This window comes from Vibrio sp. NH-7, from assembly GCF_053643215.1.
The window spans coordinates 177,565-195,376 of sequence record NZ_CM132188.1 but is presented as its reverse complement, the minus strand read 5'-3'; the positions used below and the strand labels follow the sequence as shown (position 1 = coordinate 195,376).

14 protein-coding genes are annotated in these 17,812 nt (G+C 46.2%); 7 read left to right on the top strand and 7 right to left on the bottom strand.

What is annotated here, in order from left to right:
- Positions 1–119 precede the first annotated feature (119 nt).
- Complete coding sequence (locus ACUALS_RS15210) at positions 120–824, top strand: DUF445 domain-containing protein (RefSeq protein WP_454449748.1); 705 nt, start codon at positions 120–122, stop codon at positions 822–824.
- A gap of 57 nt (positions 825–881) precedes the next feature.
- Here the strand turns inward: ACUALS_RS15210 and ACUALS_RS15205 are convergent, their stop codons facing one another.
- The 6 genes from ACUALS_RS15205 to ACUALS_RS15180 all read right to left on the bottom strand — a co-directional run bounded on the left by ACUALS_RS15205 (position 882) and on the right by ACUALS_RS15180 (position 8,301).
- Positions 882–1,358: an Lrp/AsnC family transcriptional regulator gene (locus ACUALS_RS15205; protein ID WP_005470058.1), complete on the bottom strand. Its 477-nt coding sequence runs from the start codon at positions 1,356–1,358 to the stop codon at positions 882–884.
- 118 nt (positions 1,359–1,476) lie between these two features.
- Entirely contained in the window at positions 1,477–1,707 is a 231-nt protein-coding gene (locus ACUALS_RS15200; protein WP_038135274.1) for a hypothetical protein, read from the bottom strand.
- A gap of 174 nt (positions 1,708–1,881) precedes the next feature.
- Positions 1,882–3,369: a sodium/proline symporter PutP gene (gene putP, locus ACUALS_RS15195; RefSeq protein WP_454449747.1), complete on the bottom strand. Its 1,488-nt coding sequence runs from the start codon at positions 3,367–3,369 to the stop codon at positions 1,882–1,884.
- Positions 3,370–3,459: 90 nt separating this feature from the next.
- Positions 3,460–4,158: a 1-pyrroline-5-carboxylate dehydrogenase gene (locus ACUALS_RS15190; protein WP_038135278.1), complete on the bottom strand. Its 699-nt coding sequence runs from the start codon at positions 4,156–4,158 to the stop codon at positions 3,460–3,462.
- Positions 4,159–4,178: 20 nt separating this feature from the next.
- The gene (putA, locus tag ACUALS_RS15185) at positions 4,179–7,298 is read right to left on the bottom strand and encodes a bifunctional proline dehydrogenase/L-glutamate gamma-semialdehyde dehydrogenase PutA (RefSeq protein ID WP_454449746.1); all 3,120 of its coding nucleotides are present in this window, start codon (positions 7,296–7,298) and stop codon (positions 4,179–4,181) included.
- Positions 7,299–7,485: 187 nt separating this feature from the next.
- A complete protein-coding gene (locus tag ACUALS_RS15180) occupies positions 7,486–8,301 on the bottom strand; it encodes an AraC family transcriptional regulator (RefSeq protein WP_038135284.1) in 816 nt (271 codons plus the stop codon).
- A 511-nt stretch (positions 8,302–8,812) separates the two neighbouring features.
- Here ACUALS_RS15180 and ACUALS_RS15175 point away from each other — a divergent pair.
- The 3 genes from ACUALS_RS15175 (at position 8,813) to ACUALS_RS15165 (ending at position 12,910) form a co-directional block, all read left to right on the top strand.
- Positions 8,813–9,907 (top strand): PEGA domain-containing protein, encoded by a 1,095-nt coding sequence (locus ACUALS_RS15175; RefSeq protein WP_039477602.1) that lies wholly within the window; start codon positions 8,813–8,815, stop codon positions 9,905–9,907.
- Between the two features lie 147 nt (positions 9,908–10,054).
- A complete protein-coding gene (locus ACUALS_RS15170) occupies positions 10,055–11,881 on the top strand; it encodes a formylglycine-generating enzyme family protein (protein ID WP_038188193.1) in 1,827 nt (608 codons plus the stop codon).
- 318 nt (positions 11,882–12,199) lie between these two features.
- Positions 12,200–12,910: a helix-turn-helix transcriptional regulator gene (locus ACUALS_RS15165; RefSeq protein ID WP_038188190.1), complete on the top strand. Its 711-nt coding sequence runs from the start codon at positions 12,200–12,202 to the stop codon at positions 12,908–12,910.
- Between the two features lie 19 nt (positions 12,911–12,929).
- Here ACUALS_RS15165 and pdxH read toward each other — a convergent pair whose 3' ends face one another.
- Positions 12,930–13,565 carry a pyridoxamine 5'-phosphate oxidase gene (gene pdxH / locus ACUALS_RS15160; RefSeq protein WP_038188187.1) on the bottom strand — a complete coding sequence of 212 codons (636 nt, stop codon included), beginning with the start codon at positions 13,563–13,565 and terminating at the stop codon, positions 12,930–12,932.
- 207 nt (positions 13,566–13,772) lie between these two features.
- On the opposite strand from pdxH, the gene ACUALS_RS15155 reads away from it, so the two are divergent.
- From ACUALS_RS15155 to ACUALS_RS15145, 3 genes are read left to right on the top strand one after another with little or no spacing between them, the layout of a single operon-like run.
- Positions 13,773–15,164 carry an HlyD family type I secretion periplasmic adaptor subunit gene (locus tag ACUALS_RS15155; protein WP_038212101.1) on the top strand — a complete coding sequence of 464 codons (1,392 nt, stop codon included), beginning with the start codon at positions 13,773–13,775 and terminating at the stop codon, positions 15,162–15,164.
- 59 nt (positions 15,165–15,223) lie between these two features.
- A complete protein-coding gene (locus ACUALS_RS15150; RefSeq protein ID WP_038135297.1) occupies positions 15,224–15,886 on the top strand; it encodes a transglutaminase-like cysteine peptidase in 663 nt (220 codons plus the stop codon).
- 5 nt (positions 15,887–15,891) lie between these two features.
- Positions 15,892–17,802, top strand: a complete 1,911-nt coding sequence (locus ACUALS_RS15145) for a bifunctional diguanylate cyclase/phosphodiesterase (RefSeq protein ID WP_454449745.1) — start codon at positions 15,892–15,894, stop codon at positions 17,800–17,802.
- Positions 17,803–17,812 lie beyond the last annotated feature (10 nt).

Sequence of the window (17,812 nt, the reverse complement as noted above, 5' to 3'; positions counted from 1 at the left end):
CACATTTATTTAACAAAGAGGCAACGTTAAAGGAATTAACCTCAAACTGTGATATTTAGCGTTCTACTCGGTTTGAGATATACTGCGCTCCATAAATCCACTCCATAACTAGATGTTTAATGAATAAGAGCTTACTCACCAACATTATTGCGTTAGCCCTACTTGCTGGAGGCTATCAAACTGATAATCAAATCGCCTTTTATGCGGGCCTTTTTGCTTTCTCAGGTGCCATTACTAACTGGTTAGCCATTCACATGCTGTTCGAAAAAGTACCGGGATTATATGGTTCGGGTGTGATTCCTGCGCGCTTTGAAGAGTTTAAAGCGGCCATCAAAAACTTGATGATGGAGCAGTTCTTTACCCAAGAGAATATCGATAAGTTTCTGAACAAAGAAATGGCTGGCGGTAAGTCGTTAAATCTTGAGCCTGTCATTGAAAAAATTGACTTCAACCCTACCTTCGACTCCCTTGTGGATGTGATCGCCAACTCTCAATTTGGTGGCATGATTGCTATGTTTGGCGGCGCTGAAGCACTCCAACCTCTTAAGCAACCTTTTGTCGAGAAAATGCAAGAAGCCATCGTTGACATGAGCCAGAGCGATACGATTAAAGAAGCGCTAAAGGAGCAGTTTGAGGCCCCCGCTATGATGGAAGAAATTCGCGGCAATGTTGAAAACATCATAGACCAACGCCTAAATGAACTAACACCAAAATTGGTCAAAGAAATGGTGCAAAAGATGATCAAAGAACATCTTGGCTGGTTAGTGGTTTGGGGAGGTGTATTCGGCGGTGCGATTGGTATCGTGTCATCCTTCATCGCATAATACTCTGTGAAAAAACAACAAAGGGAGGCTGGTGCCTCCCTTTTCATTCTTAGTGAATCAAAGCTTACTGATCAAATCCGCATTCACACCAAAGCTAGTTTTGTGCTCTTCTATTACAACTTCACTGCGCGTTTGGATAACGCCAGGTAAAGTGCCAAGCTTTTTCGACATAAAGTATTGATACGCCTTCATGTCTTTGACTCGAACTTTAATCATGGTATCGAAATCTCCAGACAACGAGTAACACTCTTCGATTTCAGGAATGTCAGACACAACATCTGCAAACTTTTCAAAGATAGAAAAACTGGTTTGATCGAGGCGGATATGGATGAACACTTGCACGTCTAAACCGAGCTTTTCAGGATTTAACTCAGCGTGGTAGCCTTTAATATAGCCTTCTTTTTCGAGACGTTTTACGCGGTCGGAGCAAGGAGAAGTGGTTAAGTTAACTTGCTTAGCTAACTCGACAATAGGTAGCCTGCCTTTGAGGTTTAAGGTACGTAGAATTTCACGATCAATTCTATCTAGGTCCATGTAACACTCTTATTATTGGTTATTATTCTGACCAATAATAAGCGAATAGCCCTCTACACACCTAGAGACAAATAGAATCTAAGCGTGATTTTGGTGATTAGGTCACTCACCCCAAAGTTTAGGCGGCTTTTACACCAGAAAAACCATCTGAGCTCACCACATCTGCTTGCGTGTTGCATACTCGACAAAAGCACTGCTTCTCCATCTTCATGTAGTGCGCACCTTGGAATACGGTTGCAAAAAAACAAGCCAGACTTTTTACCATTGATTGATGCTCTTCCTCACAACGCTTCATGACAATTTTATGCGCTGTCATTTTGTTGCAGCAATGGCAGTAAACCTGTGGCATTGGAACTCTCCCTGTATCTGGTGTGGTTATTGATAGTGGACATAGTTGTAAGGCCTTGGTTCCCTTTGCTCAAACTTTAGTGTGCAATTTGTGAAGCATGTTCAATTCCTGACCAACAAATAAAAAAGCCCCTGAAACTTTTCCGTTTCAGGGGCTTTTAACAGAGCAGTACGATTAGTCTAATTCGACTAGCTGTTTCTCAAATTTTGCGTGCTGCGCTTTCACTGATTCTTCAGGTTCACCTGTCAGCAAGCTCACTACCACAATGGAAATCGTCGAGAAAATAATGCCCGGTACAATTTCGTAAACATCAAACCAACCGCCACTCAGCTGCTTCCATACTACGATAGTAACACCACCAACCAGAATACCCGCCAACGCACCATTGCGGTTCATGCGAGCCCAGTACAAGCTTAGAATTAACGCAGGGCCGAATGCCGCACCAAAGCCAGCCCATGCATAAGACACAAGGCCAAGAACTGAGCTGTCTGGCGTCATTGCAAGCACAAGAGCAACAATAGAAATACCAATTACCGCAATACGGCCAACCATCACGATCTCTTCAGATGAAGCATCTTGCTTGAACACTTGCTTGTAGAAGTCTTCTGCAAGCGCAGACGAAGAAACCAATAGTTGTGAATCGGCTGTACTCATTACCGCCGCCAGAATTGCCGCCAGAAGAATGCCGGCAATCACAGGGTGGAACAACGAGTTAACCAAAAGCATGAAGATCTTCTCACCATCATCAACCGTTACACCGGAGTTGTTCACGTAGATTAGACCAACAATACCAACGAGCATCGCACCAAGCATAGACAGCGCAGTCCAAATAACGGCAATACGACGAGCTGTCGTTAAATCTTTGTTGGTACGCGTCGCTTTGAAACGCGCTAGAATGTGTGGCTGACCAAAGTAACCAAGACCCCATGCAACAAGCGAAATGATCGCAATGGCAGAAAGTGGCTCACCTTTTGAGTCATTCCATAGTGTCAATAGCTCTGGGTTGATGTTTTCTAGCTGACCACCAAGATCGCTAAATCCACCTTCCATGGCCGCGATCGGTACGATCATTAATGCTGCCGCCATCAACAGGCCTTGCACCAAGTCCGTCCAAGATACCGCAAGGAAGCCCCCAAACAAGGTGTACGACACAACACACACGGTGCCAATCACAACCGCCGTCGTGTAATCCAAACCAAATACAGTTTCAAACAACTTACCACCAGCTACCAAGCCAGAACTTGTGTAGAAAAGGAAGAACAGAAGAATGAAGAAAGCAGAAATTACTTGAATCATCTTTGATTTGTCGTTGAAGCGGCGCGACAAGAACTCTGGCAAGGTCAACGCATCGGTTGTAATCGAGTACGTGCGCAGGCGCTTGGCATTAATCAACCAGTTGAGCCATGTACCTACGAGTAGACCACCCGCTAGCCAAAACGCTTCAATACCCGCTGCGTACGCATACCCCGGAAGCCCCAATAGCAGCCAACCACTCATATCTGACGCCCCTGCGGAAAGCGCCGCAGGCCAAGGGCCAAGTGAGCGTCCACCCAAGAAATAATCTGATGAGTTTTTCGTTCGTTGATACGCAATAACGCCTATTGCCAGCATCAAAATTAGATACGCAATAAACGTGGTCGTAATAGCAAAGCTATTTTCCATGTGATTTGTCCTCTTTTAAACGATCGCCTTCCCTAAACGCCCCAACCTGTAATTATCAAAATAGTCGTTGGGGCTATACACGGAAAAGGATTAGTGAGTGTCGCTACCAAGTTCTAGCAAGGTCGCGTTACCACCCACCGCTGTTATATTTATTGTGCGTGTGCGCTCGGTAATGAAACGCAACGAGAGATGTGGATCATGGGCAACGGGAGTTGCGTTGAGATCCGTTTCAGAAACTAAGCCAACGATGGCTCCTTCACGTTTCGCAAGTTGACGGTTGATACTACGTTCAACTTCAACATTACCTACATAACCGACACTACGTACGTCAGACTCCAGCAGCTGATGATAGGCATCTAAAGAAGCAAACTGTACTAGGTTGGTAGGTAAAGAAGACTGCGTGTAAGCAGCTTCAAGGTCTTTGCAAAGCTCGGCATCATCACTACAAAAGATGACACTGTTGCCCGCAATAAGCGCCGCGGTCATTTGCGCAACCGCTGCGTTTTTTGCTGGTTGCGTCGCATCACCTTGAATGATCAAAGCGACGCCACGTCCAGCAGTGTACAACTCGTTGGTTTCCCCAGTAGGGCCAATAAGTTGATGAGTTTCGGCAAGCAAAGTAGACGCTTGCTCGATATGGAAAGAGACCACAGCTCCAAGCAACGCTTGGTTTTGCTGCAGCGATTGCTTAAAAGCAAGTAGGCACTCACTTTTTGAATCAAAATCGGTCAGATTCCAGTTTTCCCAAGCAGAAAAAGCATCAGAAAAACGAGTGACTTGATGAACCATAATTATTCTCCTGCCTGAACTTAAGAAAAGGTTGCTTGCGTGAAACGGAACAAGTAATGCGGACCACCCGCTTTTGGCCCCGTTCCTGACAACCCTTGGCCGCCGAATGGTTGAACACCAACAACTGCGCCGACTTGGTCGCGGTTGATGTAGCAGTTACCCACTCGGGCGTGCTTCTCAATCCAGCGATAAGTCGTCTCGTTACGGCTGTGGATACCCATCGTCAAACCAAATCCAGTGTGATTGATTTGCTCAACAACTTGCGTCAGCTCACTCGCTTTAAAGCGAACGATGTGCAAGATAGGACCAAATTGCTCCTCTTTCAGGCAAGAGATGTCACGGATTTCAAAGGCACTCGGCGCGACAAAATCGCCATGCTCATGCTCTTCTGAAAGCGCTAGCTGAGCGACTTTCTTTTCCGTTGATAGCATCAGTTCGATGTGCTTAGTCAACTTCGCTTTAGCCGTTGCGTCGATCACAGGCCCAACGTCTGTAGAGTGAAGGTAAGGCTTACCGACCGAAAGTTCCTGCATCGCACCTTGGATTAGGGCAACAATGCGATCCGCGATGTCCTCTTGAACATACAGAACACGAAGAGCACTACAACGTTGACCTGCCGATGCAAACGCAGAGCGAATCACGTCACGAACGACCTGCTCAGGCAGCGCCGTACTGTCGACGATCATCGCGTTCTGACCGCCAGTTTCAGCAATAAACGGAACTGGCGCCGCATCACGCTGGGCTAACGTTTGGTTGATGCGCTGAGCGGTTGCCGTTGAGCCAGTAAACGCCACACCAGCTATCGCAGGGTGAGAAGTAAGTGCAGAGCCAATCTCGGCGCCGCGGCCCGTCAATAGCTGAACAGTGCCCGCAGGGAATCCGGCTTCATGCATTAGCGCCACAGCGCGAGCGGCAATCAGACTCGTTTGTTCCGCAGGCTTGGCAACGACAGTATTACCCGCAACTAACGCGGCCGTCACTTGGCCAAGGAAAATAGCAAGCGGGAAGTTCCAAGGGCTGATGCAGACAAACACACCGCGTCCTTGACGTGAAACTTGGCGAGTTTCACCATCAAAGCCTGTAATAGATAATGCCGCCAACGCGTCGACCTGTTTCGCGTAGTAGCGACAGAAATCCACCGCCTCACGAACTTCGTCGATGCTGTCATGAATGGTTTTTCCTGCTTCCTGATGACAAAGTGCCACCAACTCCGCGAGATGTTCCTCAAGCAAATCCGCCAGCTTCTCTAACTTTTCACCACGCTGTTGCGGCGACGTCGTTTGCCAACCTTCAAATGCAGCTTGTGCTCCTTCAATCGCTTCGAAAACATGATCAAGGTTTGCAAAGGCAACCTGACCGACTTCAATTCGGCGATCGTAAGGTGCTTTGACAAGCTCAACATTGATGTTTTCCTTGATCATGCTTTCGGCATAATCGTGACCATTGATGACAGGAGCCGCCTGCCATTGCTTATCTAGGAAGCGCTCGACTTCCGCTTCAAACGGTTTCGCTTCACTCTCAATATCAACGTTGACGCCAATTGAGTTCTTGCGCTCAGGGAAAACTGCAGGGGGCAGTGGAATTTGCGTATTGTTCAGGGTATCGAATGCTTTTAGCATATCCACAGGGTGTTGCGTTAACGACTCGACAGGACATCTTGCATCCACAAGACGATGAACAAAGGAGCTGTTGGCACCGTTTTCTAGCAGTCGGCGAACCAAGTAAGGCAGTAGATCTTTGTGGCTGCCCACAGGTGCATAGATGCGAACTGACTGCTGATAAGCTTCCATCGCATGGTTGTAGAGCGAATCGCCCATACCGTGTAAACGTTGGAACTCAAAATCTTTGTGCTTAGCCATAACCGCGATAGACGTTACTGTCTGAGCGTTGTGGCTAGCAAATTGTGGGAAAATATTGCCACGTACATTGTCGCTTAAAAGAAACTTAGCACAGGCTAAATACGCCACGTCGGTCGCTTCTTTACGCGTGTATACCGGATAGTTTGCGTAACCGGCTTGCTGTGACCATTTGATCTCACTATCCCAGTAGGCACCTTTCACTAGACGAAGTGGAATTTGATCGCCCTGCTCTTTCGCCAGTCCGTTTAACCAGACTAACACCGGTAATGCACGTTTTGAGTACGCTTGAACCACCAAGCCAAACTTACCCCAGCCTTTGACCAGTTCGCTGCGATACACTTTCTCGAACAGTTTAAGAGATAACTCCAAACGATCCGCTTCTTCTGCGTCAATCGTGATTGCGACATCTAGCTCAACCGCTCGGCTAAGGAGTTGTTGTAACGTATCGTACAACTCAGTGAGAACACGCTCTTCATTCGCGACTTCATAACGCGGATGCAGCGCAGAGAGCTTAATTGATACCGAAGGCGCAGGACTTGTTTCAAGGCCATACTTGTCGCGACCAACGGCTTCGATCGCCATTAAATAGTCTTTGAAGTACTTATTCGCATCAGCGGTCGTCAATGCCGCTTCACCGAGCATGTCGTATGAGTAGGTAAAACCTCGGTCGCGATTCGAACGTCCATTTTTCTGCGCTTCTGCTATGCTGCGACCAAGAACAAACTGGTGTCCCATCACTTTCATTGCTTGATGCATTGCTTTGCGAATCACGGGCTCAGACATTTTGTTGACTAGGCGATTAACCGCACTTACCGGGCTTTGAGCTTCCCCCTCAGAAAGACCAACCACTTTACCGGTTAGCATCAAACCCCAAGTCGAGGCATTCACAAAGACCGAATCTGAATTCTTCAGGTGAGATTTCCAGTCCGCCACTGTCAGCTTGTCGCGAATCAACGCATCCGCCGTAGCCGCATCCGGAATACGCATTAAGGCTTCTGCCAGACACATCAACAAAATGCCTTCCTGAGTATCAAGGCTGTATTCAAGCAGCAGTGCGTCGATCATTTGAATCGACTTTTTATCTGCACGAATCGCTTCAATTAACTCAGTGGTTTTTAGGGTAATTTGCGCTTTCTCAGCGTCAGTTGGCATCGCCAAAGGCAACAGTTGTTCTAGCCATTGTGATTCGTCCACCATATAAAGTGGCGAGATCAGTGACCAAAGCTTCTCAAGCGGCTGCTCGACAAACTCAGTGTTCAACACATCAGTTGCTGTAAACATGCGTTTTCCTCAATCTCACACCTGACAATCGTTCAGGTTTCCTACAATGGCATGCAGTGTATTTTGAGCGTGCGAGGAATACTTGTCAAAAACTCCGAGCTTTTTGCTAAAAACTCTGTTTTTTAACAAAACAAAAACAGAATCACACCAAATTAAGCAATATTATATTCGGTTTGTGCTTGCAGTTTTAACCAATTCTTTTCTTATAGGCTGAAGGTGAAATACCTTGAAGACGAGAAAAAGTGTGCGTGAAGGTACTTTGCCCTGAGAACCCCGTCAGCTCTGCCACTTGCCCAAGTGATAGGTTACCTTGCGCAATAAGCTGTTTCGCCATATCAATGCGTTTGCTTAACACATACTGATGTGGCGTAATCCCCATTTGTTCTTTGAACAGATTGTGAAACTGACTTTCGCCGAGAAAGACACTGCCCGCTAACTGAGCGACGCTGATTTTCTGGCTCAAATGCTGCTCGATGTAGCGGTCAATCGCATCGAGATCAAAACGGGACTCTTTTCGCAACGTTTCAAAAGAAGACATGTGACGATGCAGCAATGCAATTACCGTGTCATTGCAAGCACGGCTTAACAGCAAGTCCTCAGGACTGGACTGCATCTCTAGCACCAGCATCTGGATGAGCTTTTGAATCTGACCATCGAGCTGAAAGTAAGTGTCACGATCATTGAGCTCATTGAGCTTTTGAAGCATTAATGGGTCGTCATCACTCGCTATCGGCATATTGAGAACCAAGATATCGGATTGACCGACAACCCCACCAAATGCATGCCCTGATCCGGAAGTCACGACGCAACCTTGGCCAGGGCCAACATAGTTACCCTGCCCATTGACTTCAAATTCCGCTTGCCCCTTTAGCCCTATCACAATTTGCGTGTAGCTGTGGTCATGACACTCCATGTAAGAAGGGAGAGTCACCAATTCTGCCGGTTTCGGTGACAACTTATTGGCAGCATCGGGCGTGATGAGGGGTTTAGGAGGTAGATGCATAGAACACCACACAAATAGGACGGTCAGTAAGCAAATGGTATAACAAAATCGCGAAGATTCGAAATTCCTATCATCGAATACCAAATCAAATGCATAAAGCCTGGCCGTTCTTTTCTTTGCAAATCGATAGCTTAGAAGAGAAATCAACAAAATCTTCCTCACCGGAAGAATGATCAAGTGCACATAATTTACGGTCAATGTGCCTTCTATCCATTAACTGATTTCCAGATTCGAATTTGCCACTTGAATATTTCTTTAATACTCACAGAATGGTTCGACGACTTTCCTGATTTTCTAGAAACTTGTGTTAGAATCGCAGGCTGAGTTTAGCCAAGAGTGCTAAAAAGGACGAATCGATATCTCTGAAAGGCAAACGTGCAAAGGAGTGTCAATTGTTTGTCTTAAACATCTATCTGTCCGCTGGCTGTGGTTGTCTATTCAACATTCACACCCCATAAAGCAGACTGAGTTTTGAGATTAGTGTATTAAACATTATATGTTGCAGGGACTTATGAACAAACGTCGCCTCCCAGCGCTTCTACTAGCGCTAACCCCTTTTTGGGTTTCGACTTCAACATTTGCGGAAGAATCTGCCCCGTCAGACCCTGTTGCCGCAATAGAAATCAAGATAAAGCAAAAAGAATCTGAACTTGATTCCGTGACCAATGAAGTCAGTGCGGAAACAGAACAGTTAAGACAGCTACAAAGTGAAAAAAATCGCTTGAAGCGTGCAGAGCAAGAGCTGATCGTGAAACGAGACCGCGCAAAAGCCGCTCTGGATACGCAATATACCCGATTGCTTGAAGACCCAGGCTTGGACTTAGCGTCGTACCAAAATGAGTACCGCCAATCATGGGCTGCGGTAAAAGAGACCCAGCAGGCACAGCTTGAGAATAGACAAGCGATCGCCGAGAGCGAAATGCGCGTAGCTTCTATCAATCAAAAACACGCCCGTTTGAAATCTGAATTTTCATACTTGAAAGAGCAAAAGGTAGACGCGCGTGTCAAACGTTTAGATCGTGAACTGCGTGACAGCAGTGTGCTTGAGACAAGTTACACAACAACCTGTTCGGCGACCATGACGTTGGGTGAGTGTTCAAACCAAGGTCAATACCTTACTAAGCAAAAAGCCGTAAAGATTTTCAAATCACAGCTGCTTGATGGTGTTACTGAGTCCCACACCGCGAAAGAAAACGCTAAAGATGTTCAGCTCAATGTCATCGTGCAAGAGTCTCAAGTGATCCGCTCAAGCTTTGAAGGCACGAATCAGTACTTTACCCAAATCCAAGCTCAGCTGCGCGCTCGCCCGGACAAGAGCACAGCGTGTAAGCTACTTAACGTCTCGACTCGATACTGCCTTAAAAACGCTAAGAAAAAGGATAAGAAAATCGACAAGAGTTGGGTAAACGTGACTGTTCGCTCTGACCAATACGACGATTCTGTGACCATCAACGGCATCAGTTACGGCAGCACACCGGTTGAAGTCGTCCTACCAAAAGGTCAGCACCAAGTGACGGTATCGAAGAACGGTTTCCAATCTTACAATCGGATCATTACCATCAATTCGAACGATACTGTGTGGGTGAAATTGCGTCCTAACGGATAATATTGAGTAAAAGACCAACACAATTCACAAAGATGAGTAAAAACGCCACTTTGATTCTCAGTTATCTAATGATAATTTGAGACCAAAGTGGCGTTTTCGTTTAGAATGAGCCAATTAACTTAATTTTTTGGATGTAGAAGAAAGACAATGCGATTCGGTTTCTCGACCCTTTTGCTAGCATTATCTCCGACCTTGATGGCGTCGTATGCTCAAGCACAAGAAACGCCAACATCATTGATGGAAATCGATGACCAGATTTTTACTAAACATTCGGAGTTAGTGACTTTTGAGCAGTTCAGGGATGGACAACAAGAGCTCGTTAATCAGCAACAGAGTGAAATAAAGCGCCTCAAGGCTGAAGCTGCGACTCTATCGGCAAAATTCGAGGATGCAAAAGTTAAACTCAAGCGCGACTACGAGCGCATGATTAATGATCCCAACATCGATATTGCCGCTTCTCAAGCCGCCTACCAAAACGCGTGGCAAAGTGTTAAAGACAATCAAGATCAAACACTATCAGCGCAGCATCGTCTTACTGAGCTCGAAGCGGATCTTGTCACTAAGCAAGCAGAAATCAAAACCATCAAGCGGTTGATTGAAAACCTTGAAACCGCCAAATATCGCGCTCGTGCAGAACGCTTGGCGCAAGAGCTAAACCAACATAAAAAGATTTCCGTCAGTTTCACCAACCGCTGTGCTGACTCGATGACATTTGCTCAATGTGAAAGCCAAACCAAAGAGCTGGCGCTGCAAAAAGCCGTCAAAGAGTTTCGCTTGTCACTGTTAGAGAAACTTTCTGAAACCAATGTTGTAAAAGCTAACCTGCACAAAGCGTCTATCAACATCCACGTTCTCGATCATCAAACGCTTGAAAGCGGCTTCCAAGATGGAATGCGTTACAGAAGCTTGATGGACGTCGAAATGGAGTCTCGCCCAGATAAAAGTACCGCTTGCCGCCTGCTGGATCTTGATAAGCAATACTGCCTATCTAAAGGGCAAAGCAATGGCAATAACGCGGCAGTACAACAGGAAGTGGCGTGGGTGAACGTGTCAGTTCGCTCAAACTTGTACGATGATAACGTCTTGATTGATGGTGTATCCTACGGTTCAACACCCGTAGAGGTCATGCTACCTATTGGCGAACACACAATTTTAGTTGAGAAAGAAGGTTACTACCCATTCAGCAAAAGTGTTGAAGTGGGCTCTGATTTCGCAATTCGTGCTGAGCTAAAAGAGAGAACCAATCAACCGAGATCGGGAGACAAGTTTGCTGACTCTCTCGCCAATGACACCAAAGCTCCAGAGATGATTACCGTATTGAAAGGCCAATACCTTGTCGGTCAAAATGCGGCAGAGCGCGTTAACCTTGATCATGCTTTCGGTATCGGCGCAACGCCCGTCACTGTTAATCAGTTTAAGTTTTTTGTCGAACAAACCAACTATAAAACGGATGCGGAGCTGAAAAACACCTGTACTGCATTGATTGATGGCGAGGTAACGCCACTGTCAAAAAGCAGTTGGAAAAATCCTGGCTTTAAACAGTACCCGAACTCACCGGTGGTATGTGTTAGCCAGAATGACGCGAAATCCTATGCCAAGTGGCTAAGTAAACAGACGGGAGCCAAATATCGTCTGCCAACGGCACAAGAGTGGGAAATTGCTGCTCGAGCCGGAAGCCAAACCAAATACTGGTGGGGCAACACATTCGAAACCGGTAAGGCAAACACCGGCTGGAGTGGAACTCCTTGGTCTAATGTGAGTACTGCACCAGTCAGTGCATTCGCGCCAAACAAACTGGGTATGTACGATGCAGTGGGCAACGTATGGCAATGGACCAACGGCTCAAGTGGTATAGCCAAAGGTGGTGCATGGAACTTCTCACCTGAAATGGCCGCCGCCGATCAGCAGTTGATTCTTTCAACATTTACCGCATCTAACTACCTCGGCTTCCGAGTTGTGCGTGAATTAAACTAACGCACTTCACTCAAACACGAGTAAGGGGGGGATTTCCCCCCTTTTTTGTTCCCGCGTACTAAGTAAAATGTCTATAGAGTCAATCTAATGCCAAATCTGTGCTAGCGAAATATTCCGCCAATTACAGAAACGGCTTTTAGGTCGCTCGGTATCTATTGATACGTCTATTCCAGCTAATATTGGTAATAGAACCTCTTCTACACGTCGACAAGAGTCATCTTGTGTTTGCCAGTCACTCTGTGTCTGGCATTTTTTATTCCTTAGCAACAGGGCCTTAAGCTAGAATCTCAGGGTTGCTCTATGAGGTGCATATAAGAAGTGAGTCCGCATTTAGTCTCCTTATTTAATCAGTTACCCGGATACTGGGGATGCAAAGACCAGAACTCCGTGTTTGTTTACGCAAATCTTGCCTACGCTCAACTTGTCGGTTTGGAAAGTCCTGATCAGTGTATCGGTCTAAGCGATCATGAGATCCCCAGCCCAACATCACGCTGTGCGGAAGATTTTCGTAGCCAAGACATCTATGTAATGGAACATCGCACCAGTCTAAAGGTGCTCGATATCCATCCTTATCCGGATGGGCGGTGGCGAGCTCATATTTTTATCAAAACGCCTTGGTACAACGAACTGGGTGAAGTGCAAGGGTCGATATTTTATGGACAAGATTTGTCAGACACGGCAATTTTGGAGGTCGGGCACTGGATATGTCGTGCAACGGGATTGTCAGACGACTCAATGCTGTCGTTAAAGAGCCCGCAAACAGAGCTGCCTCTTAAACTTTCTCCTCGAGAATCAGAAGCGCTGTTCTTGCTACTGTACGGGAAAAAGCCAAACTACATTGCAAAAGTGATGAACATTTCGATCAAAACGTTGGAAAGTCATGTCGCGCGGTTAAGAGCAAAGTTTGGAGCCCATACCAAAGCGCAATTAATCGACCTTGCCTTAGAAAGAGGATTCGGCTCTCAAATACCGCATACTTTGTTGAGAAAACAGATTTCGGTGGCGCTCAATACAGAATACGCCGCATAAGCGGCGTATTTTCAATGCACTAAGGTGCTAAACGGTCAATGTGCCAAGCCTCAGCTTCTTTCGAGAAGAGGAATCGATCATGCAAGCGGTGTTCACCTCCTTGCCAAAACTCTATCGACGTCGGTTTGATACGGAAACCACCCCAGAAACTTGGTACAGGAATCTCGCCTTTTTCAAATTTTTGCTTGAGCTCTAGAAACTTACCTTCAAGCACACCGCGTGCAGAGATACGGCTGCTTTGTTTACTGGCAATCGCCGCCAACTGGCTATCTTTTGGTCGCGACGAGAAGTATTTCATGTTTTCTACCACGGATAGCTTCTCGGCAACGCCTGTGATGTGAACCTGACGCTCCATTGGGTGCCATGGGAAATGAAGACTGACTTTCGCATTTACCTCTATTTGAGAAGCCTTACGACTGCCTAGGTTGGTGTAAAAGACAAACCCCTGCTCATCAACATGTTTAAGCAAGACGATGCGCTGGAATGGCTGCCCAGATTCATCCACGGTTGCCACTGTCATGGCCGTCGGGTCAGTCAGCTTGGCCTCAATGGCTTGTTTTAGCCATAAATCAAACTGCTGAACAGGATCGGCGAGCAGATCTTTTCTTCTAAGACCGCCTTTGGTGTATTCGCGGCGAATATCTTCAAGTTCCATCTTATCTCCTGACGAAATTTTTTGCCTGATTGTGAGCTCTAATTTAGGAGAACTCAAGCATGAAGCTCGATACAAACACTACACTTAATCATGCAATGTAAGAAAGAGAAATTGCATACTGAAAGGCGATTATGACAGCAAATTCTTAACATTTGCATCAGACAGTAATAAAATCAATAAAATAACCTAATTTTACAAGGATCACCAATGAGTAAGAGCGGTTACAATAAGCTTACTCCTGACGAGCTAGAGTATGTCGACGACAAAACAGCGGCACTGCTATTGAATACGCCTAACAGCGCTCGAATCATGCTTTGGATTATGGTGCTCTTTTTCGTACTTGCCGGTGTATGGGCATCTTGGGCTCAAATCGACAAAGTCACCGTTGGACAAGGCAAGGTCGTTCCCTCTTCACAAATCCAAGTGGTTCAAAACCTTGAGGGCGGGCTGATCAAAAATATCTTGGTCCAAGAAGGGCAAAAAGTCGAAAAAGGACAACAACTGCTGCTTATTGACGACACGCGTTTCCGCTCAGATTTCCGTGAGCGAGAGCAGCAAGTCGCCAACTTAACAGCAAGCGTTATGCAACTTTCTGCGTCGATTACCAGTGTGGCGATCAACGAAGACTTCGACAACAACACATGGCAAAACAACGTCCTAATTAACTTCAACAAACTCGCTTTCCCACCACAACTATCTGAGAGCAAGCCTGAACTCGTAGCACGTCAGCGTGCAGAGTATCGACAAGACCTAGACAAGTTGAGAAACCAGATCTCTGTTGTCGATCAGCAGGTGAAGCAGAAACAGCAAGACCTGATCGAGATCCAAGCACGCGTCCGTAACCTAAGAGACAGCTACAATTTCGCCAAAAAGGAGCTCGATATTACCAAGCCCCTTGCCGATGAAGGGGTTGTACCAAAAATTGAGCTGCTCAAACTGCAAAGGCAAGTTAATGATACCCGACGTGAACTTACATCCAGTGAACTCAAGGTCCCTGTTCTAAGATCGGCCATCCGTGAAGCCATGCTTAGCCGTATCGATATCGCGCAAAAGTTCCGTTCAGAGCAACAAGAAAAGCTCAACCAAGCTCAAGATAAACTCTCTGCGATGACAGAGTCCGCTGTAGGGTTGGAAGATAGAGTCAACAGAACCATCGTCACCTCTCCAGTTACGGGCACGGTAAAAACTCTCTACATCAATACCGTTGGTGGGGTCATTCAACCGGGTATGGACATTGTCGAAATCGTACCGAGTGAAGATACCCTGCTCGTTGAGGCAAAAATTGCGCCTCAAGATATCGCCTTCTTACGCCCAGAACTGCCCACTATTGTTAAGTTCAGCGCCTACGATTTCACCAAATATGGTGGTCTAGAGGGGACACTTGAACACATCAGTGCCGATACCACTACCGATGAAGAAGGCAACAGTTTCTACTTGGTACGAGTAAGAACCAAAGAGACAAGCCTAAACAAAGATGAAACTTTGCCAATTATTCCAGGCATGACCGCATCTGTAGATATCATCACTGGTAAACGCACGGTCATGGAGTATCTGCTAAAGCCAATCCTTGGTGCCAAAAACAATGCTTTGAAGGAGTGATGCATTATTCTATGTTCATACCAATACAGATGCCCAAATCAAACGACAATAGTGCTTAAATGAAATATCTCTATTTAGCACTCCTGCTTTTGATTGCCTCAACCACATCGTTTGCTCTTAATACCCAAGAGCAACGTTGGGTTGAGGCTGTGCGCAACACGTATGGTGATCGCGCCGCTCGCCGAGTAGAAACATGGCGTAAAGAAATGGCAGCTTACCGCTCTCTCTCTGAACGACAGCAGCTTACCGAGGTAAATCGCTTTTTCAATCAGCTCAACTTTGTCAACGATGACCGCTTGTGGGGCAAAAACGACTACTGGGCAACGCCTCTCGAATTTCTTGGCAGTAACGCCGGCGATTGTGAAGATTTTACCATTGCGAAGTACTTCTCTTTACTCGAGTTAGGAGTCTCAGACAAGAAACTCCGTTTAGTGTACGTTAAAGCCATAGAGTTAAATCAGTTTCATATGGTTCTCGCTTATTACTCCAAGCCAAGCGCAGAACCGATTCTACTCGACAACATTGACCCAGAAATTAAGCGGGCGTCGAAACGACGTGACCTGCTACCGATATACAGTTTTAACGGTAAAAACCTGTGGTTAATGAAGTCGAAACAAGGACAGTTAGCAGGGAAATCATCCAGATTGAGTTTATGGAATGATCTCCGTGCTCGCGAGAAATCGCTAAAACTAAACAAACCCATAGTCAATTATGATGAGTAGGCAATATGACGTTATATAAACAGCTTGTCGCGGGAATGATTGCTGTAATCTTGATGCTACTGATCTCGGTGTTTATCATCGAGTTTGATACCACTCGAGATAACCTAGTACAGCAACAACAGTCGGAAGTGAACAACACCATTAATACGGTCGGTTTGGCTCTCGCTCCCTACCTAGAAAAACGAGACACCGTTGCTGTTGAATCGGTAATCAATGCGCTGTTTGATGGCAGTAGCTATTCGGTCGTGCGACTGATCTTTCTCGATACTGGGGAAGAGATTCTGCGCTCATACCCAATCAAACCCAACAATGTGCCTCAATGGTTCACTGACCTTCACCTGTTTGACAAAATCCACGATCGTCGTGTTGTCACCAGTGGCTGGATGCAATTGGCCGAAGTTGAAATTGTCAGCCATCCCGGAGAAGCCTATGCTCAGCTGTGGAAAGCATTCGAACGATTGGTGATTGCGTTTTGTATCATTATGCTGATTGGTCTGTTCTCAATTTCATTTATTCTTAAACGCGCGCTTAAGCCTCTCAATCTCATCGTAAACAAAATGGAGCAAGTGGCGCGCAATCAATTTGGCGACCCACTTCCCCGCCCTGCTACGCAGGACCTCATCTATGTTGTTGATGGCATCAACAGTATGTCTTCTCAGCTTGAAAAGTCCTTTAAAGCGCAAGCAAAAGAAGCGCAACAGCTTCGCGAAAGAGCCTATGTTGATCCAGTTTCAGGGTTGGGTAACCGCGCCTTCTACATGAGCCAATTAAGCTCTTGGCTAAGCGAAGGCGGATTTGGTGGCGTTGCTATTCTTGAAGCGAGCTTCATTCGTGAGCTGTATGAAGATAAAGGGTATGAATTTGGTGATGGTATGGTCCGTGAGCTAGCCGATCACCTTAAAGTGTCATTGACCTCACCGAATGTCACTTTAGCCCGTATCTCAACGGAAGAGTTCGGTTTTATACTGCCAAACATGGATAACACAGAGTTGAAACTGATCGCCGACAGTATTGTCACCTACGTACAAGACATCAACTCCGACCCTACTGGCATGGCAACATCGAGCATCGCGCTTGGCGTAGTCCACAATGAAACCTCGGTTAATACCAGTGAAGTGTTGACTATGCTCGATAACGCACTGGCAACCGCAAAAGCTAACCCAGAGATTTCTTACGGCTACATTTCTGCTGCCAATCACGACAACCTTATGGGCAAACAGCAATGGAAAACCTTGGTGGAAGAAGCGATCAACAACGATTGGTTCACCTTCCGTTTCCAAGCAGCCAATAATTCGTGGGGACAAACATTCCACCGCGAAGTGTTCTCGGCAATTGAAAAAGATGGCGAGCGCTATAGCGCCAACCAATACTTGTTTGCACTAGAGCAGCTTAACGCTAGCCATGTGTTTGATGAATACGTAATCGAGTCCATGGTTAAACGCATCAAGGAAGGGGAAGTCTCTGAACCTGTCGCGATCAACATTGCTCAAACAAGTATCTCTCAACCAAGTTTCATTCGATGGGTAACCCAACTGCTCAACAAAAACAAAGCATGTGCGGGTCTGCTTCATTTTGAGATTCCTGAAAACTGTTTTATCAACTCCCCACATCACACTGCACTATTTTGTAATGCGGTTCGTGCAGCGGGTGCAGATTTCGGTGTCGACAACTATGGACGAAATTTCCAATCACTCGATTACATCAATGAGTTCCGTCCTGCGTATGTGAAACTGGATTATCTTTACACGCATCACTTAGATGATGAGAAGCAGAAGTTCACCTTGACCTCTATTTCACGCACAGCTCACAACCTAGGTATCAAGACCATCGCTTCACGTGTTGAAACTCAAACTCAGCTCGACTTCTTGTCTGAGCACTTTATTGAAGTCTTCCAAGGCTTCATTGTAGATAAATAGGAAAAAGGTA